Raw genomic sequence first — 20,867 nt, forward strand, 5'->3', positions numbered from 1 at the left:
ACGCGGTCAAACGCCGAATGCGAACCAGTAGAAGTCGACTTGGTCGGAGTCAGGAGTGCCCTCGACGGCCCAAGTGACGTCCCCGCCGGCGTGGACGGGGACTATGAGATTGCCGTATCCACCCACGGTGGTGGTGCGGAATGTGCGTGCTAAGGAGGTGACCTTCATGGTGAGTTCGCTTCCTCCGTGGGCGGTGGCCACCACCATCCCGTCCGTGGTCATGGTCTGTGTGCCTCCGTTGGCGGGCAGCTTCTCCCGGCCTGCTTTGAGGATGCGTACGGTCCCGGTCGCGGTGAGCCCCTGCGTGGTGGTGACCCTGGCCGCGGTGAGATCCGTCGCGGCGTGTATCTGTGTGGCGTTCACCGTTCCCGAGAAGCGCAGATGGTTGGCTTCGACCGACGGCGTGCTGAGTGTGGCCTGCGTCTTCAGGTCTCCGGTGACCAGGGCGCTCGGCGCGGTGAGCGACTGCCCGATCGTGAGCTGTCCGTCGATGTGCAGGGGCATGGAGGGATCAGGCGTACCCACCTCACCGGGCACCGTGAACTTCGGGTACGAGGGCACGTCGACTGCCACGGTCACCGAGTCGTACCGGTTCACGGTCTCACCTCCGGCCTCGGAGACGGTCTGAAGGGTGAATGTCGTGTCCCGGAGCAGTGGGCCGCATGTCAGGCTGCCCGCGCCGTCCGCGATCTCGGTTCCCGTGTCGCTGTCCTCCCAGTGCAGAATGCGGGCCAGCCCGGGCGCGGGTTTCCAGGCGATGGTGACCTTGCTGCCGCGGGCGACCCGGACCAGTGGAGGGTCCGCTTCGGTGTGTTTCTCGGCGAAGACCGCGAGGTTGGTTCCCGTGACGGCACCGCTGCGGATCCCGACCGGGAACTTGGGCAGCCTGAGGATGGCGGGCCGCTCCTCCGGTGACTCCTCTCCGGTGGCGGTCGTCTCGGTGACCTCGGGGTAGGACACGCCCACGGTGCTGTTGACGGCCATAGGGAAGAAGTCGAACCGAAGCGACTTGTCCGTGATGACCGTGCAGCCTCCGGACGGGGTGAAGGTGAAGCGTACGAACCTGTTGGTGCGGATCGGGTCCGCTGCCTCCCAGTCGTCCGGCTTCGATGTGGCAATGACGTCCTGGGAGGTTGCGGCCAGGTCCCGGGCACGTTGGCCGACGGGGAAGGTGACAGTGATGCCGGTACACCGCACCTCGCTCCAGCCTCCGTTGCTGACCAGCAGAGTGATCTTTGCTTCAGTGGGACCTGAAGGGTTGGATTCCAGCGGATCGGGGTCGGTGTACAAGCTGTGGGTGAGCAGGGGTGCGGCAGCGGCCTCGTTGGTCATGTCGGCCCTTCTCAATGGCTGCGGTCTTCGGGGGGACGCCGTTCGTCAACTGCCAAAGGACACGAAGAGCAGGGGCGTGTAGTTGCCCAGGTCAATGCCGCTGGCAGTGAGTTTCTCGCCACGCAGCACAGGCATGAAGACGGCTTCGCTGGGATGGCCATCGTCTGTGATGGCGCGCATCGTCCGCTGGTCGTCGTTCACTTGCACGGTGAAGCTTGGCCTGACACCCCAACCAGGGACGGACGCAGAACCCACGAACAGACCGTCGGTATTGGCGGTCAGGGAACTGCCTGGTGATGTTGGCACGCTCGCTCCGCCGAGCATCCTCACGGTCTTCTTCGCCGTGAGGTTCCCGGTAGTGATGTGCTGCGCTTCGACGTCGCCGAGCACCTCGATGGAGCCGTCCGCCTGGAACGTGCCATCGACAGTCGCGCCCGCTTCCACGGTCAGGGTGTCCGTCACGGAGACGGCGGTGGACGCGTGGAACGCCCTCGATGCCTCGAGTCCCTGTTGTGCGACGAGCTCTCCGGCCACGGTCACCGGTACGGCGAGGGTGAACGTGCCGTCGTACCCGCTCAGGGGGCCCGTGAGGGCGAGCCCGGCCAGTGTCGGCTCATCGACCTGCACGGTCACCGTGTCGTAGGTCGTCTCGCCGGTTTCCTGGTCGCGGGTGCGCAAGGTGAAGGTGGTCGCTCGTACGAGCGGCTCGGTGTCGAAGCGGCTGAGGTCGGAGACGTCGATCCCGGGCGCCGAGTAGTCCGCGGTCAGGTACTGGCCGAACAGGTGGCGTTCGACGCCTTGCCGGTATTGCCAGCGCAGGGTGACTGTGGACCCCGCTGTGACGAGGGTGGCGGGTGCGGTGTCGGCGCCGCTGCCCGAGTAGCGGTGCACGGAGAACCGGTTGGGGGATCCGGATTCGATCTCCGGACGGTAGGGCGCCTTCGCGAAGACGAGGGTCACCGGCTGCCTGGTGGTGCTCTGCTCCAGCGGCTCGTAGTCCTCGAACACCCTGATGCGCGTATTGCCGTGCTCGCGGTTGATGCCCAGGCCACGCAGCCCGACCGTCAGGCCGTCCTCGTCGAAGATGAATCCGTCGTCCTGGGGGGTCAACAGGCAGCGGACCGCGGTGTCGGTGGTCTCCAGCGACGGGTTCCAGAAGTCGTCCGACAGAGTGATGCTGATGCCGTCGGCGGACTCCACCAGGTCCTGGGCGGTGGTTCCCATCGGCAGTTCGATCACCAGGCCCCGGCACAGTACCTCCTCGCCGGGGGCCGCCGAAATGACGAGGTCCAGGTCGGCGCGGTTCAGTGGCGCGGTGGTGTGGCTGGCTTGCAGGGGGAAGGGAGCGGAGGTCAGGGCGTGGTCGAGACCTCCCCGTCCCAAGGCGTAGGCCGGTGGGGGAAGCTCTTCGCCGGTGATGCCGGTCGTCATGCGGGGTCCTCCTCGGGCTCGGCTGGGCGCAGCTGGAGCCAGCCGGTCCGCAACTGCGGGCTCGGCAGTGGAAAGTGTGGTTCCGGAGTGATCGGACGGGTCGGCAGTCCGTGCCATGCGCCGGCCGGGGACTTCTGCTGCCAGCTCCAGGCGCCGTGGCGGTCCGAGGGACGCGGCAGGGCCGGGCCCTCGTCGCCCGGTACGGGGAGCAGGGGCATCGGCCCGAACCGGAACGCCGCGGCCAAGGCGTCCAACGGCTCCTCGAACACCTGCCCAGGCAGTCGGAGGTGCGCGGTCGGCAGGATTCCGGTGGTGGCGTGGACCGTCCCGTACGGGTCGACGAGGAGCGTCAGCCGCGCCGAGCTCGCGGTGTCGTGGTCACGCGGTGCACGCGCGGGCAGGGCCAGTCCGTACCCGGCGGCGATCGGCCGCAGATAGCCGGCCGGATCGTCCAGGTCGCCGAGGTCCTCGTCGGCCAGGACGGTGTGCAGGGTGCCGTAGTCCCGTTCCAGGAAGTAGCCGAGCAGCCCGTCGTCCAGGTCGTCGCGCTCGCCGAGCCGCACCGGCCAGCGGTAGCCGAGCAGCGCCGGGGGCTCGGGGTCCAGCAGGTTGCGCCAGGACGGGTCGTACTGCGCGGGGCCGTCCAGGTCGATGCTGGCGCAGGCCCGTACCAGGGCCAGCGGGCGGCCGAGCAGGCGTCCGAGGGTGGTCCCGGGGGTCTGGTCGCCGTTCGGTGCGATCGTCGTCAGGGTGCGGTCGAGGGCGCGCAGCAGGGTGACCAGGGTGCGGGGGTCGCGCGCCAGCAGTGCGGCGACCAGGTCGTGCAGGTGCGGGTGGTCCTCGGCCAAGTCCTCGCGCCGCTCGTAGGGAGAACCGGGAAGCGGCAGCCAGGCCAGCTGGGTGACTCCGGTAGTGGTCACCGCCGCGTCGACTGCGCCGAGGGCCGCCCCGTCCGGGCCGTAGCACAGCAGGGTGCGGTCCAGGTGGTTGGAGATCAGCCAGCCGCACAGGGCAGCGCCTGCGTGATCTCCCTCGGCGGGGGTGTCGTCGTCGGCTGCGGAAACGGGATGAAGCCGCGTGCGTGCGGGCTGCGGCAGTCGCGGCTTGACCTCCACGAAGCGGCCGGCGTCCTGGGTGACCACGGTGATCGGGTGGCCGTTCTCGTCCAGGCCCGGACGCAACTCGTCGGCGATCCAGGGACGGAAGGCGTGGGCGGGTGTGCCGTTGCCGATGGAGTCCCGCAGCTGGATCTCGTCGGGCACGACCACCGGCAGGGCTCGGCCGAACCGGTCGACGATGCTCAGCCGGTGGAAGGCGAACTGTCCGGAGCGGATCTCCTGGAACCGGGACGTCGGCCACAGGACGAATGGATGGGGCAACGACCCCAGGCCGGGGGGCCGGATGAGGGCGGCCTGCTCCGCCACCGCGGCGCTGCGTACCCGCGAAGAACCGTCCGTCTCCAGCGCGTTGTTGACCGAACGGGCGGAGAGCTGGTCCTGGAAACCGTCGAGTGTCTGGGCGATCAGGTCGCCTTCGCCGGCCAGCGCGGCCAATGCCAGCAGCTGCTCCCGGTACGGTCCCGAGCGGTCCGCCGCGTACTGGCGCAGCCTCCCCTCCTGCTGCTGCGCGGGCGTCGGGGTGAGGAACTGGCGGCCGCGCAGTGTGATCGTTTCGCCGACGCCGCGCCGGCAGGGCCAGCGGTAGCGGTAGCCGTCGAAGACCCAGTTGGCGTTCTCCGGGGCGTGGGCCGAGCCGGGCTCCGCGAAGGCGATCGGGTAGTAGTCCACCTCCCATTGGAAGAACAGTGGCGACCACGGCTGTGACCACGGGGCGGTGCCGTGCGCGGGCACCACTCCGCGTGCCTGTCGCTGCGGCGCTGCCATGGCCGCGCGCAGGTCCTCCACCAGTTCCTCCGGCACTCCTGTGGCGGCGGCCAGCTCGGCCGCCCCGGCCGGGTCCAGGTGGAAGAACTCTCCGAGGAGCGGGCGGAGTTCCTCCGGGCTGCGCGGCAGGTTCGGCGGGGCGGGGACGGCGGAGGCAGGCGCGGCGGCCAGGTGGGTGCGCTCGGTGTCCAGGTACACCCCGGTGACCAACTCGGCGGGGCGCCGGCAGCGCAGGGCCTCGTCGGCCTTGGACCGGAGCTGCTGGTCGGCCCGGGAGCCGCGCAGGATCACCACCGGCTCGTTGGGCCGGTGCAGGTCGGGCAGCGGGACCCGTTTGAGTACGAATCCCGGTGCGGCGTCGCCGAGGTACTCCTGGATGGACGAGGACAGTTCGTCGGGGGTCGTCCCCCACGGGATGCGGTCGCGGGCTTGGTTCAGGGCTTCCTCGCAGGCGGCGGCTTCCTGCTCGGCGGCGGTAAGCCGCTGGTTCAGCTGCTCCCGGTAGGCGCGGGGGTCCGGTTGGTTTCCTCCGGGCAGCAGCATCGGTGTTTCCGGCATGCCCTGTGCCCACCACAGGTCGTAGAGCCTGCGCCGGGCGGTTGCGAGGTCCTGGGCCGCGGCGTCGTGTGCTGCCTGGGCGCTGTTGAGGCGGTCGAGCAGGCCGGTGAGGGACCGGCGGGCTGCCCGTCGTGCGCGGCGGGAGCCTTGGGGGGCGTCCGGGTCCTCCTCCAGGGTCCAGGTGTAGCCGGCGGGGGCGGGGGTGAACCATGCGGCGAAGGCACGTCGGGCCTGTGTGAAGGGGCTCTCCGCCTCGTCCAGCATTCCGTGCTGGAGCGCCCCGAGGAGCGCCGCCGCGCTCCAGGGTCCCTGTGCGTCGTCGCCCGGCTCGGTTTCCTGCGGTAAGGCTCCGGTGGCGTGTGCGGTGGTGTTGCCGACTGCGGCGTTGACGATGTCGGGACGCGGCGAGGGCGGTGTCGGCCCGGTGCGGTGCCAGGTCAGGCCCAGCACCGTGCCGTGGCACAACAGGCGGTTCGCGGGCCCGTCCTGGCCTGTGGCAAGGGTCCAGTCGTACGCGGTCAGCAGGGTCTTCAGCTGCTTGGTGGTCAGTCCCGTCACCGGGTCGGCGGCAAGGTCGCTGTACCAGCCGGCGACGAAGTAGGAGAGGGAATGCTCCCTGTCGTCGTCGAGGCCGCCCATCGTGTCGTGCAGGGAGAACACGTCGGTGTTGTACGGCTGGTAGGCCGCGAAGGTGGCCAGGCCGGGACCGACGACGGTCAGGAACAGCCCGCCGTCCGGTGCTCCGGGTTCGTTCCACGGTCCGTCCGCCAGGGCGATCCGGCGGCCGATGCGGGTGATCCGCCCGTCGCGGGTGACGTACGGGCTGGTGCCGGTGGCCGGGTCGAGGTGATCGCTTTCCACGATCCAGGCGGTTCGCTCGCGGGTGCCGGCGGCGGAGGGACCGTGGGTGCGTACCACCAGCCAGCGGTTGGGCACGAGCGGGAAGGTGATGTCGGCCTCGGGGTCCGCCTGCCGGCCATGGGTGAGTGCTTGTGGGAGCTGCCACTGGAGGTAGACGCCGCTGCGTTCGGGCCGTACGGCGAACTCGGTGTCGATGCCCGCGAACGGCGGCGGCTCGGGTGGGAGCCGGTGGCGCAGCAGGGCGTAATTGGGCTGCCAGCGCTGGAAGTTCTCGCCGATCCGTACCTGGTCGTTGACCACGAGTGCGTCAACTTGGACGGGGACCAGCAGGGCTGTGGGCTCATTCATGGCCGGCTCCCGATGGAGGCGTTCGGTCGAGGGGAGGAGTGAGGATCAACTGCCGGTAGGGAGCGTTGAGGAGCTGGAGTGCGAAGGGGGATGGTGCCAGTGGCCCGTGGGGCAGCTCACCTGCCTCACGGAGCCGGGTGGCGAGTGCGCCGAGCAGCCCGTCGGGCGCGGCCGGGCGCAGATCGAGGACGCGCCGCCCGTCCGGGTCGGGTCGCAGGTATGCCAGGATGCCCTCCTCGCCCGGTTCCTGCGGGAAGTGCGCGCCCTCGAGCGTCTCCCCCGGCGGAACTTCGCCGCCGAGACTGCGCAGGTTGAGTACCGGCGTTCCGTCGACCGGATGCGGGTCGGCACCGAAGGAAAGCCCTTCGGGCGGCTCGGACAGCTCCACCATGTCCGGTACCCGGTCGAAGAGAACGAGGAGGACGTCGCCCTCCAGCAGGTCCCGGCGCAGCAACCCGACGGCCTCCTTGCCCTGCCATGCCCGGATGCGCAGATCCGGGCATTCACGGGTGAGCGCGGAGCGGATCAGCATGCCCGCGTGCCGGCACGGGCCATCCGCCGCGGCGGATGACCTCCGCCAGGGGCCGGCGAATGCGGCGAGTGCCCGGTCCGCCTCGCCGCTCGCGCCGAGGCTCTCGGCCCCGGCCTGCAGAGCGGCGAGCCAGCCGGCATCCACGTGGAAGAACCGCAGCGACTCCGGGGGCAGCATCGCCTCGGACGGTACGAGGTAGGCGAACGGCACGCCGTGCAGCAGCCGGAGTCTCGCGAACCAGTCGGCGAGCGGTTGTTCCCCGTCCTCGGCGAGTGCCTCGCGCAGGGCGGTACGCAGCGCGGTGAGCCGTTGGGCGTGCGGGCCGGCGGCGGTGCCGGGCCCCGTCAGTGCTTCGGCGAGCACACGGTGCAGAGGCTCCTGGCGTGGCGGAACACCGGTCTGTGTCAGGTCGGCGGTAAGGCTTCCGCCCGACCGCAGCGGTTCCTGTCCGGCCCTGGCCTCGCTCAGCGCGCGGATCACCCGCTCGACGGACCCGTCCTCGACCCGCTCCCGCAAGGCCCGCGCACGCGGCCGCGGCCCGAGCAAGGCCGCCGCGTCGGACTGCGCCGGCGCCGCGGCCAGGCGTTGCACCAGTTCCGCCGCCCGGAGTCGGGCCCGGTCGCGCCAGCTGCCCAGCCGGGCGGCGAAGTCGTCGTCGGCGAGCGCCAGGGCGCGGCCCACCGTCCAGGCCGCGGCCCAGCCGGTGTCGAACACCGCCCACTCCGGGTCGTACACCAGCAGCCCGCCGGTGGTCATCCAACCGCCTTCAGGCGGTTCGGGCATCTTCTGGGCGGGGGCGGCCGCGAAGGGGCCCCGATACCAGGAATACGTCTCCTCTCCCGAGTCGACCTGGTACGGCAACGGCACCCAGCCCTGTGCGAGACGGTCGACGGCCCGCTGCCGCGCCTCGTCGTCCGGCCCGGTACCGGCTTCCCCGGGGCCCGCTCCCCCGGCAGGGCCCGGGACAGGGATCCGCAGCAGAAGGTCGCGCGCGACACCCTCCGCCTCGTCGTCGAACAGCAGGTCGTGCACCCGCTGGACGAACCCGGCTCCGCCATCCAACGACTCGAAGGACCAGTGATGCAGTGACACCAGCCGTACGTCCCGCTCGTCCGTCCCGCCCGACGCCGCGTACTCGAGTGCATCGCGGCACCCCTCCAGCGACACCAGGTGGACGACATGCCGCCCGCCCGCGGGGTCCGGCAGCCGCCCGGAGATCAGCACCGAGAAGTCGCCCTCCGCCGGTTCCTCACCGAATCCCTCGGAGGAGCGCTCACATACGGTGCGCACGTGCGCGAGGTGCCGCAACTCGTCCTCACGCGGGCAGACCGCGGCGAACACAGCGCCCGGCACCCGGAGCGTCCGGCACTCCGCCGCCGCCGAGCTCTCTGGGACTTGATTCCGCGGGATCGCCGGCCTGATCTCCCCGACGGCCGGGCCGGCGGGCCACAGCAGATCACTGACGGTCATGGCGTCGGTGGCTCCTGTCGCGTGCGGGTCACCAGAAAGCTCACCGGCAGCGAAGACGAGCAGCGCGAGCCACGGAGGGCGAGCCTCGATCGGCCCGGTGTCCAGCTCGCCGGGGTCGATGGTGCGCTGCCACGGCAGGATGCGCCCTTCCAGCGTGACGTGCGCCAGGGCGAGACCGAGGTCTCCCACCGCCTCCGGTGCCGGGCTGACCGCGTGCACGGTGCCGTAAGGCAGCTGGAACTGCGGCGCCTTCACTTCGAAGAGGCGTACCGCTGAGAGGAGTTGGCCTCCGTCCTCGACGCCGCAGATTGTCTGCGTGGCATCGATCCGGAACTGACCGGCCGGCACAGCGGGCACGTAGTCGTCCGACAAATGGATCTCTAAGCCGGACGCGCGGGTCCGCCCATCACCGGGTGACATCGGCATCCCTCCCCTGGAGGTCGTTGGCACCGGAAGTCAGCAGCAGGGGATCCGTCCTGAGCCCCTGTTCGGAGACATGCCTGGCGAAAGCGTCCAGGGGCCCGTCGGGCAGCGGCCCGTGCCGCGCCGGTGCCAGCAAGTCGGTCAGCGCTCGGTGCAACCGCCCTCGCTCGCCACCCCGGACCGCCACGGTGTCCGCCACCCGCCCCACGCCGGTGCCGGGCGCGGTCCGTGCCTCGTCGCCGACGGCCGGCGCGTCGGGGTCGAGCGGTCCCTCGACATTCGGTCGCATGTCTTCATACTTGAGCGAGGCGGCGGCGATCGGACGCATCGGGGCGCCGGTGGAGAATGGCGGCGGCACGGTGACCTTCAGCCCGGTACGTCCCCCGATCAGCCGCTTGTCAGGATCGAGCAGTTCCTCGTTCGACACTTCGTGTGACCCCCACAGCGAGGTGGGGGCATTGCCGAAGAGCACGGTCTCCTGCCAGGAGCCGTCGCCGTCCAGCGGCTGCCACCGGGCGGCGGCTCCGTACGCGGCGACGTTGCGGGCCACCCGCACGGTCAACGGGCTGTCCAGGCCGGTGCAATGCATCGGCCGGATATTGAGTTTTTCCCCGGTGTCCGGGGCGCGGTCCTGGAAGGTGACCTCGGAGGCGGGCACCGCGGTTTCCACGATGAAGGAGAACCCGTCTGCGTCGACCTGCCATGGCCGGTCCGGATCATCCGACAGCCCTTGCTGTGACTGGTCGTCCGGGAGCAGTCCGTGCGCGGCCGAGATCCGCAGAGTCTGCCCGGGCGGCGGGAGCAGTTCGGTGAATTCGTTCCACTTCAGCTTTTCCGTGGTGGTGACGGGATCCCTTCCGAAGCCGATCGTGACGGTGACGAACACCAGCTTCGCCGTGACCGTTCCGCCCGTGGGCGGCCCCCACAGGTCGAGATCCGCCCCCAATTCCCCCTTGAGAGTGACAAACCCCAACTTGAGTGACGCCCCGACGGTCACCCCGATGCCCACCCGGAAGTACACCGGCTTCCAGCTGATCAGGACCCTCGCGTACGCGGTCAGCCAGGCACTGACCGGGCCCGCGGAGAAACGCACATCAAGGGTGCCGCCCGCCATCACCGCCGACGGGGTGAGGGCGAAGAACGCGGTGCCGGTGATGTTGACCCCGCCCAGCGACCAGGAAAAGCCGAGCCGGGGCACCCGCGGGTAGTGCGGGGGCGCGTGATACTCCGGGTGGTAGCCGCCCGCCGTCAGCGCGAAGTCACCCGCATGCGTACTGGGTGAGAACCACATGGTGTACGCGAATCCGCCGGTGAGTACGCAATCACGGTCGATCACGTAGGAGTCGTACAACTGCGCCGTCGCGCTGAAGTCCCCATATGCCGACCGGTACACCAACCGCAGCTGCAACTGCACCTGCGCCAGTGCCTCTCCCGTGGGCGGGAACGCGCCACGGGCCGTGCCCAGCAGCCCGAGCGTGAGCCCGTCACCGACCTCAAGGAAGAGGAGCAAGCGCCCGTGGACCAACTCGAAGGAGGAGAAGTCCAGGCCGGCCGCGAGCCAAATGCCGCCCTGGCGCGGAACCACCCACTGCCCGTCCGTCAGCTCGCTCAGCATCGTCATCGGGTCGTCGGACGGGCCCCCGCCCAGCCCGGACACCAGCGGGAAGTCCGCCACCCTGTCGGCGGCCGGGAGCCTGACCGAGCTGTTGAAGCCGAACCCGGCGGCCACACCCCGCAGCCGGAACGGCGGTGGCCCGCCGAGCGCCATCGTGCCGCGACCGAAGACGAACAGCGACGGCATGCCGTCCGAGCGCCGCTGATACGCCCCTACGGCAGTCACCCCCACCGTCGGCATCTGTACGACGAGCGCGCCGCCGACCATCATCTCGAACCCGGGAGGCGGGGGCAGCCGGTTGATCAGCGCGCCCCCGACGCGCAGCGGCGGCCGTTCGAACTCGACACCGAGGCCGGACAGACGGGCCTCCACAGGGAATCCTTCGCCACCGAGGTCCACCCCCAGGCCGAGACCGTCCACGGCCAGGGTGAATCCGGACGCGGTCAGCGCCCCGTCAGCCATGAGCCAGACGACGCCCTGCTCATACGTGGCCCCGATCCGGCGCACATGCAGCGGCCCGAAGGCACGATCGATGTCCACCCAAGCTCCGGGGCGGGCTGCGGCGAGGCGGGCCCCGGGTTCGGGTACAGCACCCGCGCACGCGGTGTGCTGCCCGCCGGTCAACTGGGTCAACCTACGCTCGGCACCACCGTCGCCGCTGCCGCCAAGATCACGCACAGCAGGCGGGCGGGAGCCGGCCGGCTTGCCCAGGGACGTGGTGAGGGTGGTGGCCGGCATGCCGGGGACGGTGCAGTCGAGGCACAGCAACCCGCCTCGCGGGAGCCCTCCGTCGGGAGCCACGGCGGGGAAGACCGGCAGATCAGCGGCCCTGACCATGGTGTTCAGCGTTTCTAGCAGGGGCTTCGTGACCATGGCCGATGCGTACACCGCGCGCAGGGCGACGAGCCGTAGATCGGCCTCTTCCGGCAATGCCCCGCCGAGCAGCGGAACATCCCCCAGCCCCGCGTCCACAGCGGCTTTGACCTGGACGCACCAGATCAGGCCCGTGGTGTCGCGGACCGGGGCGAACACCACGGTCAACGGAGCGACCGTCACGGCGAGCAGGGGCCCGGTCCGGGAGTCGTATGCGAGGGTCACTTCCCGCAGTTCCGGCTGGAGTACTGACGGAAGGTCTTCCATCAGCTTCCCGGCATCGGACCAGCCGAGAGCGGCGCCGAGGTCTGCGAAGGTCAGCCCTCTTTCGTCGGCCTTCCATGTGCCGCGCAGGGACCATGCGTTCTGAGGACCGGTGACGCGTGAGAAGGATCCCTCGAACCAGATCCGGGTCTCCTCTTCGTCGATGAGGAGTTTCAGCCCTGCCTCCGCCGACATGGTGAACTCGCTCTTCTGCTGGCCACCAACGGTCGATGTCTGACGGCGCAGGGAGATCAGAAGGTCCGTGGTGAGGTCACCGAACTTCGTCTCCGTGGCGATGGTGAACTCCCAGTCGGCCATATTGTCCGGACCGGTGAAGATCTCGAGTGTGAGGTTGCGCATGACGAGTTCGCGCAATCCATCCGGAATCTCGGAACCCACTCCCCACTGCTCGGCGACCCACTCGACAAGTTCGCCGACCGCGATGTCTGTCGCGCTGCCGCGGAGTCGACGGTAGCCGTCTTCTTCGTCCCAGAGATCCAGTTCGATTGACTTGCCGCCGATCTCCACGCGGTCTTCTGCCCAGCGCGATACCTGTCGGCCGATTTCTTCCACCAGCTTACGCTCCGGGGCACCAAGCAGCTTGTACTTCCCGGGCTTCTTTGTGCTCTTTTCCCAGTCTTTTGCCCTGAGCGCCCAGATTTCGACCCTTTCACCCTCTATTAACTCAATGTACTTTTCAATGAAGTCTACCCCTTCCAACTGGAGCCCTTTGGGGTTTTTGAGGTACCTGTCCAGATGATTGAAGGCGACCCTTCGGAACGCAAAGTCCCTCTCTCCGATAACTGGCTTACAGTTCCCCTCGAAGCTGCCCCCCGGATCGTCGATGCGGTGAGTACGCGCAGGACCGACGAAGAGATTCGCCGGCAGCCAGGCAAAGAGCCTGAGCACCCGATACTTCTCATCAGCGAGAGGTCCGGTCGCATTGTGAATATACGTCGACACAATGAACTTCTCGACGAAGCCCCTGAAGGAATCCACTCCATATTCAAGGTCCGGATATCGGCCACAATTATCCAATATGGCGGAAACCGCATCCTGGAGCTTCATTTTAAGCTGACTAGGAGACGTCGACGGATCGTTGTACTCGTTCTCGATCACCTTGTTCCAGAATTCAATCAGACTGGGAAAGGCGATGACATGATGACGCGACAGAGGGATTCCCCCACCCTCCACTTCCCTCTCAAGATTATCTGGATCCCGATTACTCAGAACCGTCTTGAAGGGACGTGAGACCTTACTGCGTTTTTCTTTCATAGTGGCAGGGGAGACGAGGTTCACTTCTTCCGTCACGGCAACCCTTCCGACGACAACCGTCGAATCGTGCGTGCAGACATCTATGCCCGGCAAGTATGCGTCCAGGTTGGGTGTCACCTTTTGGACATCGGCGCCTGTGAAGCACTGGTGCCAGAAACAACAGAAAATCCCTTTAGCCCCACAACTTCGCGAGTGCAGAGCGGTCACAAACCCAGGCCATTGGACGTGCCGGCAGCAGCCGGGTCCCTTGAGTACTCGCGTACCGCTCTGGCCGGAACCACCTCGGCGGCGGCCGTTCGCGCCTCGCTCGCCTGCTCGACGCAGAGCATGGGCGCTTCCTCCCCCACCTTCGTGATCACCGGGGCCGACCAGGGAGCACCGGGAAACGGGTTCGGCAGGACAGCGACCCGGCCTCGGCGACGTGACCGATTCCAACCACTGACCAGCCGTCTTGGTTGCTCGCTGTTGACGCGGGGCGCACGAAGGCACGTTCCGGTGCTCCGGTCGCTCCTGGTCTGCGCCCTGCTCCGGTGGGTTGGCCCGCACCACTGTGGTGTGGTCCTCGGCGGAGTCCGTCGGCCACAGTCATGGGACGGCCGTCATCCGGTTCGCCGGCGCGTCGAGCGACGGGCCGTTGGGATCTGTCGGTTTTCGCGAACCCAACTAATCGGCATGGCGCAACCACCCGCTCACGGCACACCGGCCGTGCAGCTTCTTTATCCGTCCCAGCACGACGCCGGTGACGGCAAGCTGCGCAACCTCCGCTCCACCGAGGTGACCCGGCCGTAGGACTCTCCTGTCCCCGCTGCCTCCGTCCAGGCGGAGGCAGCGGTGTCCGTGGCCGCCCAGGAGGCGCAGGCGTCTTCATCCGTATTGTTCGAGAGGAGTATCGCCGTGCCCGCTGCCACGATCGATCTGCCGCTCAGCTTCTCGGTCCCCGAGGCTTTCCAGGACATCGACCTGACCGCCGGAGGAGAACACCGACAGGCTCGTCGACGAACTCACCCACCTGACACCGCGCCCCAGCGACGAGCAGATCGCCCACGCCGCCCTGGTGCAGCAGGCGATGTACGAGATGCTGACCCCGCTGGCCAGGCCCGTCGCCGCCGTGACGGCGGTCGGTGCCCTGGCCCTGAACACCGCGGACGCGGTCATCCAGGGCGACTGGGATGCCGCCACGCTCGTCGGCCTGGGCGCGGACGTGATCGGCGCCCTGCCCGTCGTCGGCGCGCTCGGCAAGGCCGCGCGGGCCGGCAACCTCGCCATCCGCTCGGTCGGCAAAGCGAGCGTGGCCGTCCGCAGCGGCGGGCGTGCCTTCCTCGCCGCGGCCGAGGCAGGGGTCATCGCCAAGTATCTCGGCGCCAAGGGCGCCCAGTTCATCGGCGCGAGCGCCTCCAAGGGCGTGGTCGCCGGAAAGGTGATCCAGGGAACGTTCGACCTGTCCACCCAGATCCCCACCGTCGTCTCCTTGGCCGGCGCAGCCGACAACGACACCGCGGAAAACGTCGCCACCACCATCGGCTTCACCCAGAGCGTGGCCGAAAAGGTCGGCGGCTGGGCCGAAATGGGCGCCGCCGCCGCGTAGAAGGGCGGAATGGTCTCCCTCGCCCGCTTCGCCACCGCCTTCGCCTGACCGGCGGTGCCCACCACGTGTGGGCCATACGCCGGAATCCATGGGTACGCGTGGATCCGCGTACCCATGCTGGGGTTGCCGGACACGAGTCCGGCGGCCGAGCCGCGCAGCGATCACGAGATGGGAACGGATATGACCACAGCGAACGTGCCACCGCGGGACGACCGGTCGGTGACCTTCTACCCCGACCTGGACGAGGCGCTACTGAAGCGGTTCGTCGCCGCGCTGGAGACGGGCGACACCGATGGGCTGGCGCCCCGGCGGGCGGAGGCAGCCGAGGCCGCGCGGGGCCTGTTCAGGTGGGTGAGGGTGCCCGGGGACGACAACGGCGGGGTCGAGCTGGACGCCGGGCTGTGGAAGCACCCCGCCGGCGAGCCCCGGCCACTGATCGTGATGCCCTCACCGTGGGGGGACATCGGCTGGCTGATGTACGCGATCCAAGCCACGGGCTTCGCCCAGGAGGGCTACAACGTCCTCGCCTACACCGCGCGCGGCTTCGCCCTGTCCGGGGGCAAGGTCGAGGTCGCGGGGTGCGAGGACATCGCCGACGGCCGCCGGGCGCTCTCCTATCTCATCGACCAGTCAGGCGGAGAGTTCACCAAGGCCGGCTTCCTCGGCGTCTCGTACGGCTCCGGCATCAGCCAGCTCGTCGCCGCCCACGACGAACGGGTATCGGCGGTCGTCGCCATGAGCACCTGGGGCGACCTGCGCGAGGCGTTCTACGAGAACTCCACCCGCCACATCGCCGCGGTGAACGCCCTGCGCAACGCACCAAAGACCGCCCGCTTCAGCGAACGCACCGAAAAAGCCTTCGCCGACGTGCTGGCCGACGAGAACACCAACGAAACCCTGGAATGGGCACGCGAGCGTTCCCCCCTCACCTACGTGGAGCGACTCAACAACCGTTGCGACCCCGTCCCGGTGTACTTCGCGCACACCTGGCACGAGACGCTCTTCCCGCCCAACCAGACGCTGAAGATGTTCAACGCGCTCCGCGAGCCCAAGCGCATGGCCCTGTCCATCGGCGACCACGGCAGCCCCGAGATCTCCGGCCTGCTGGGGCTGCCCAACCGGATCTGGGCGGAGGCACACCGCTGGTTCGCCCACCACCTCAAGGAGGACGACAACGGCATCGACACCAAGGGGCAGGTGACCGGTCAGCTGATGTGGAACAACTACCTGGACGACGCCGATACCTGGGACGCCTTCACCGGCCGCTGCGAGCCGCTGTACCTGACCGGCGCGGCCGAGGGCACGGACGACGGGACGCTCACGGACAAGCCCGTCACCGGCTGGAACCTGACCTTCCAAGCCGGCGCCGACACCCCCGCCACCGTCGCCGACGGCATCATGAAGACCGGCGGCACGGAGGTGACCGGGTTCCCCAAGGAATACCCGACCGGTGAAATCAGCCGAGCCGACGCCGGCGTCTGGACGAGCGCCCCGATGACCGCCGCGGCCACGCTCCGCGGAATCCCCCGGCTCCAGCTGACATATACCGCGAGCTTCGCGAAGGCGACGATCGTGGCCTACCTCTTCGACGTCGACGACACCGGCACGGCGAACATCATCACCCACGCGCCGTACACCAACCTCGACGCGGAGCCCGGCCAGCCGGTCAACGCCGAAATCCCGCTCCAAGCCACCGGCTACACCGTCCGGGCCGGACACCGGATGATGCTCGTCCTGGACACCAAGGACCCCTTCTACGGCGACGCCAACAAGCCCGGCGGCACCATCACCGTCACATCCCCGGACGACACCCCGGCCCACCTCGCCATCCCCCTGGCCTGACCGTACGGAGACCCCGGCTGTCGCCAGTGAACAGCCGGGGCCGAGCAGTCAACGGATGTCGCCGGTCAACCTCCTGGGCGACAGCTGCCGCCCGACGCGAGCCCGTTCGCGCCATGGCGTCCCCATGCTGCCCGCAGAACGGCTCACATCGCTGAGCGCGGCTCAAGCGTCCCTCCAACTCGCCCGGATGTCGGCCGCGTTGGAGGCAGTGCCGATCACGTCGAGCGGCGGTACCTGACTGACGACGCCAAACGGGACAAGTCACCGACGAACGTGCGTTACCCGACGCCGCCGGTCGGCCGCCCGTCCACCAGGGGTTCTCTCTCCGAGGGCGGCCCCTCCTAGATCAGTGCGGCCCCTCTCTCCGGGCGTTAACAGGCCGGATTTCGCACCGCCCCATGGAAGACCGACGCGGAGAACGCTATTTTCCGGCTTCCGGAAGCCAATGGTGGAGGAGATGTTTATGGATCAAGAAATTGTGCGCGTAAAGATTCACCCCGCCATCGGTGTGGCCCGGGTCGGGAACAGCATCAGTGAGGACGGATACTTCATCGGCCCGGAATCACCCGACCAAGAGCCCCAACCCCCCGGGTTCTACAAGGATGCGGTGGGAGCCATCAAGAGGCAGGCCGCACGTTTCCGGATATACGGCTATGACAAGAACGGCCAGGTCGTCCGGGAACTCAAACTCGATGACCAGGACGTCACCGAGATCGCGTGGACGGTGCACCTGGCCAACAAGAAGGCTGCCTGGTACCAGTTCCACCTGGCGCTCGACATTCCCGAGGCCAGGCGGCTGAAGCCGGAGCAGTACGCCCTGCGGAACTTTGACGTCAAGAACGAGAACCGGCACAAGCTGGTCATCGACCCCGGCCCCCGAACCGTCCTCGCGTCCCGCCCCGCAACGGAGAAGTTCGACACCGGACAGATCATGGATCGGACCGTCTATCTCGGTGAAATCTTCACCCAGGGCGACGGGCGGCTCCTGGTCCTCGGTGGCAGGGGTGCATCGGCGTCGTACGAGAACAGGCCCGTCGACACCTTCGCCAACAACGACACCTGGTACGACGACATCTCCGACGGCCCGGTGACGGCCACCGTCACCATCGGCGGCAGGGAGATGGCCGCGGACCCGGCCTGGATCGTCGTCGGTCCGCCGGACTATGCGCCGGGCGTGAAGACCGTCCGCACCCTTTACGACCTGCTCGAGGACGTCTTCATCAGGGCCGGCTGGCTGCCGCGTCCACAGCAGATCTCATTCACCGACGACATCGAGCCGATACTGCGCCGATTCTGCGAACTACAGTGGGTCAACCGGGGTTTCGCCACCCAATACGGCTGGAAGGGACCCCACTTCTTCCTGGCCCCTGAAATGCTGGCTCGCCTCGCCGACAACTCAGAGCGCAACAGGGAACTGCGCCGCCAGGTATACACCGCGCTGCGCGATTACGACCGGGACGGGCCTTCTCCGCGTCCCTGGCCGTGGATCTACGGCGACGCGATGACCGTCCCCGCCCAATCCGATTTGCAGCACATGGTGCTCTCCCCCACTCAGCAGGAGAAGCTGGAACGCTGGGCCGACGGCCGCTTCATCTCCGTGAACCGGCGTGCCCGGCATGCCGACGTCGACCAGGCCCGCGTCGCCGAGCAGCCCAACATGCTGGACCGTGCGGCACTGGAGTACTGCCTCGCCGATGCCTTCCACCCCGGCTGCGAGATCACCTGGCCGATCCGCCACGACACTATGTACGCGGAACCCTTCCGGATCCTGCACCGCGGAACCGAACCCGAGCCGTACTACGGGGAGTCCCTCACTCCCGACGAAGCGCTGTCCAAGCGCGGCCCGCTGTACGGCCAGGGCCCTGGGGACCTCACCCGCTGGATGGCCGTTCCCTGGCAGACCGACACCGCCAGCTGCCGCTCGGGCTATGAGGTCGTGGCCGACCTCGGTCCGCGTTACAGCCCCTACCTGCCGGCCTTCTGGCCCGCCCAAGTACCCAACCAGGTCCTCACGGAGGATGACTTCACCATCGTCAACACCGCGCCCGACTCCAGCGGCACGGCACGCGCGGACGCTGACCTCGAACGGGCAACCGCCTTCGAGCATCGCGCGGTCTGGCTGCGCGGCCTGAAGGGCGAGAAAGAGCATCAGCTCCAGCAGATGATCACGGACTGGTCCAAGCTCGGGATCGTCGAAGTACGCGACTACACGGTCGGCGATGGCAAGTTCCCGGAGAGGATGCTGGTCGAGTCCCGGCCCGGGGCACCGCTCGACCGGGCACCATCCGACCGCAACCTGGTCAACCTCCATGTGCCACAGGCCAATCCGCAGGCACCGATGGCTGAAGCCCGTCATGTCATCGACCGGGCCGTCGCCCATGCCGAGCAGGTGACCCCCTACAAGGGCGAGGAGATCTCCGCCGGTTACATCGAGAAGGTCGACCCGTTCCGCACCGCGCAATGAACCCGGCCCGTCCATACGACGTCGTAGTGGCGGGCGGCGGACCAGCCGGCTGCGCCGCCGCCCTCGCCCTCGCCAGAGCAGGGCGGCGGGTGCTGCTGGCCGATGCCGACAACGGCCCACCGAAGGTCGGGGAGGCCCTGGTGGCGGCCGGCCGGGTGCTGCTGGATGACCTCGGTGCGGCTGACAGAGTGCTCGGCACCGGACACCTGCCCTGCTACGCCAACCTGTCGTCCTGGGGCTCGTCCGCGGTTCACGCGGTGGACTTCATCAACGACCCGCACGGCCACGGCTGGCACCTCGACCGGCGCCTGTTCGACCGGCAGCTGCGCGAGGCAGCCCGGGCGGCAGGAGCCGAGGTCGCGGAGCACACTGCCGTCCGCCGACCCGTCCGGCACCGGAACGGTAGATGGAGCCTGACCCTACGCGGCCGCGGTGACGACCGTACCGTGCACTGCGAGTGGGTCGTCGATGCCACCGGGCGCCGCGCCGCCATCGCCACCCGCTGCGGCGCCCGGCGGAAGACCCATGACCGGCTGACGGCCATCCACCTGACCCTGGCACCCGCCGCTGGGACCGAGGCGGCCGACGGTTCCTCGCTGGTGGCATCCGACGAGGACGGCTGGTGGTACACCGCTCTCCTGCCGTCGCGCCGACGCCTGGTCGCCTACTTCACCGACGCCGACCTTCCCGCCGCGGCCCTGACCACCCAAACCCGCTTCATGCAAAGGACGTTGGCGGTGCGGCACCTGGCCCAACGAGCCCGCCGACACAGCCCGCCACCGGAAGCCACGCTGCGCAGGGCACCCGCGCACAGCGCGCATCTGGACCAGGTGTACGGGGACGGCTGGATCGCAGCCGGAGACGCCGCTGTCGCCTTCGACCCGCTCTCCGCACAAGGCATCATCACCGCCCTCTACACCGGGAAGAGCGCCGGCCAGGCCATCGACACCCAACTACGCGGTGATGAAACAGCCTTGATGGACTACACCGCCAAGGTGCGGGCAGCGCACACCGCTTACCGCCATGGCCTGCGCACGGTCTACGCCCAGGAAACCCGCTGGCCACACCGCCCCTTCTGGGCCCGACGGCTGGCGGCAACCACTCCGCACAGGATGGAGCCGCACCATGACCCCGCAACAGGATCCCCGCCACCACGCGCATGACCCGCACGGCTACCACCGTTTTCTGCTGATCGGCAAGGAAACGGTTTTCGCCTACCACCTGGCCCTCTACCACCAACCGGCGCACGCCTACCAGATGATCGCGACGATCCACCTCGCCGACGAGGTGCGTACGGCTTACCTGGAGGACCTGGCGGAAAACCAAGACAGCAGGGTCTTCTACTCCCTGTACTCCCCGGAGCACTTCCCACTGAGCGACATCCCCAACGGCAACAAGCCATCGTTCGACGTCCAGCTGGAGCGGGTCGTCGTCGACGAGAACGGCAACCGGGACTTCCAGAAGATGCTGGACGGCAGGACGACCAAGGCTCACTGCGCGCCGCAGGACGTACGGCACTTCCGCCAACTCGGCGGGCTGGACTACCCGGACAACCTCACCTACCTGCTCTTCGGGCAGGGGGATGAGACGCACCTCGCGCACCAGCTCGCGCAGCATCCCAACTGGGATGAGGTCATCACCATCACCGATCCGCTCGGCGAGCTGCTCGACATCGGCCAGACGGTCATGGACCAGGTCCCGGCCATCACTGTCCTGGGCATCGACGACCCCCACGGGGTTGTGGCTGCCAGCCCGCTGACGACAGGTGAGGTGTACAAGGCTCAGATCACGGGGGCCAGCGGTGCGGCCGACGAGATGAACTTCCGAGCCGGAAGGCAAGGCTGGTGGAACCACACCAGCCTGAACAACTGAAGGACCGGGGGCGAGGGGGAACCTGCGGCGCCGACTTGGACCAACGCACCAACGGGGCTCACGCCGAGGCAGGGCCCTCCTCGGTGAGCTCGCGAGGGCAGACTGTGATCTCCCGTGAACGCTGCAACTCCGCGGTGATCAGCCGGTCGGCCCGCTCGTCGGCATCCGCCTCGGTGTGCAGGGTGTGCGGCCGGACGTCGCACGTCCCGGATGTCGACTGGCCGGGGCCGCGCCCGCCT

Annotated in this window: 10 protein-coding genes; 5 read left to right on the plus strand and 5 right to left on the minus strand. The window is 68.7% G+C overall.

Annotation, left to right across the window (positions count from 1 at the left end; translation table 11 throughout):
* Positions 1 to 6: 6 nt before the first annotated feature.
* Genes JNO44_RS02875 through JNO44_RS02895 form a run of 5 tightly spaced genes read right to left on the minus strand, consistent with a single transcriptional unit; the run spans position 7 to position 12,901 of the window.
* Entirely contained in the window at positions 7 to 1,332 is a 1,326-nt protein-coding gene (locus JNO44_RS02875; RefSeq protein ID WP_205361041.1) for a hypothetical protein, read from the minus strand.
* Between the two features lie 45 nt (positions 1,333 to 1,377).
* Entirely contained in the window at positions 1,378 to 2,763 is a 1,386-nt protein-coding gene (locus JNO44_RS02880) for a polymer-forming cytoskeletal protein (protein ID WP_205361043.1), read from the minus strand.
* Complete coding sequence (locus JNO44_RS02885; RefSeq protein WP_205361044.1) at positions 2,760 to 6,413, minus strand: hypothetical protein; 3,654 nt, start codon at positions 6,411 to 6,413, stop codon at positions 2,760 to 2,762. The genes JNO44_RS02880 and JNO44_RS02885 overlap by 4 nt, the downstream gene beginning before the upstream one ends.
* Positions 6,406 to 8,772, minus strand: a complete 2,367-nt coding sequence (locus tag JNO44_RS02890) for a hypothetical protein (RefSeq protein ID WP_205361045.1) — start codon at positions 8,770 to 8,772, stop codon at positions 6,406 to 6,408. Before JNO44_RS02890 ends, JNO44_RS02885 begins: the two co-directional genes overlap by 8 nt.
* Before the next feature lie 49 nt (positions 8,773 to 8,821).
* Positions 8,822 to 12,901 carry a DUF6603 domain-containing protein gene (locus JNO44_RS02895; protein WP_205361046.1) on the minus strand — a complete coding sequence of 1,360 codons (4,080 nt, stop codon included), beginning with the start codon at positions 12,899 to 12,901 and terminating at the stop codon, positions 8,822 to 8,824.
* A 1,018-nt stretch (positions 12,902 to 13,919) separates the two neighbouring features.
* Here JNO44_RS02895 and JNO44_RS02900 point away from each other — a divergent pair.
* From JNO44_RS02900 to JNO44_RS02920, 5 genes are all read left to right on the plus strand, one after another.
* Positions 13,920 to 14,450: a hypothetical protein gene (locus JNO44_RS02900; protein ID WP_205361047.1), complete on the plus strand. Its 531-nt coding sequence runs from the start codon at positions 13,920 to 13,922 to the stop codon at positions 14,448 to 14,450.
* 180 nt (positions 14,451 to 14,630) lie between these two features.
* On the plus strand, positions 14,631 to 16,292 hold the full coding sequence (locus JNO44_RS02905) for a CocE/NonD family hydrolase (protein ID WP_205361048.1): 1,662 nt from the start codon (positions 14,631 to 14,633) through the stop codon (positions 16,290 to 16,292).
* 463 nt (positions 16,293 to 16,755) lie between these two features.
* A complete protein-coding gene (locus JNO44_RS02910; RefSeq protein WP_205369347.1) occupies positions 16,756 to 18,756 on the plus strand; it encodes a LodA/GoxA family CTQ-dependent oxidase in 2,001 nt (666 codons plus the stop codon).
* On the plus strand, positions 18,753 to 19,919 hold the full coding sequence (locus JNO44_RS02915) for an FAD-dependent oxidoreductase (protein ID WP_205361049.1): 1,167 nt from the start codon (positions 18,753 to 18,755) through the stop codon (positions 19,917 to 19,919). The genes JNO44_RS02910 and JNO44_RS02915 overlap by 4 nt, the downstream gene beginning before the upstream one ends.
* Positions 19,882 to 20,628, plus strand: a complete 747-nt coding sequence (locus JNO44_RS02920; protein WP_205361051.1) for a hypothetical protein — start codon at positions 19,882 to 19,884, stop codon at positions 20,626 to 20,628. The genes JNO44_RS02915 and JNO44_RS02920 overlap by 38 nt, the downstream gene beginning before the upstream one ends.
* Positions 20,629 to 20,867 lie beyond the last annotated feature (239 nt).

It is taken from the genome of Streptomyces noursei (genome assembly GCF_016917755.1).
GTDB lineage: Bacteria > Actinomycetota > Actinomycetes > Streptomycetales > Streptomycetaceae > Streptomyces > Streptomyces yunnanensis.

What these genes read in the sequence shown, in the direction of transcription:
- JNO44_RS02875 (WP_205361041.1), bottom strand. Translation starts at nt 1,332, where the DNA reads ATGACCAACGAGGCCGCTGCCGCACCCCTGCTCACCCACAGCTTGTAC.
- JNO44_RS02880 (WP_205361043.1), bottom strand. Translation starts at nt 2,763, where the DNA reads ATGACGACCGGCATCACCGGCGAAGAGCTTCCCCCACCGGCCTACGCC.
- JNO44_RS02885 (WP_205361044.1), bottom strand. Translation starts at nt 6,413, where the DNA reads ATGAATGAGCCCACAGCCCTGCTGGTCCCCGTCCAAGTTGACGCACTC.
- JNO44_RS02905 (WP_205361048.1), top strand. Translation starts at nt 14,631, where the DNA reads ATGACCACAGCGAACGTGCCACCGCGGGACGACCGGTCGGTGACCTTC.
- JNO44_RS02910 (WP_205369347.1), top strand. Translation starts at nt 16,756, where the DNA reads ATGGATCAAGAAATTGTGCGCGTAAAGATTCACCCCGCCATCGGTGTG.
- JNO44_RS02915 (WP_205361049.1), top strand. Translation starts at nt 18,753, where the DNA reads ATGAACCCGGCCCGTCCATACGACGTCGTAGTGGCGGGCGGCGGACCA.
- JNO44_RS02920 (WP_205361051.1), top strand. Translation starts at nt 19,882, where the DNA reads ATGACCCCGCAACAGGATCCCCGCCACCACGCGCATGACCCGCACGGC.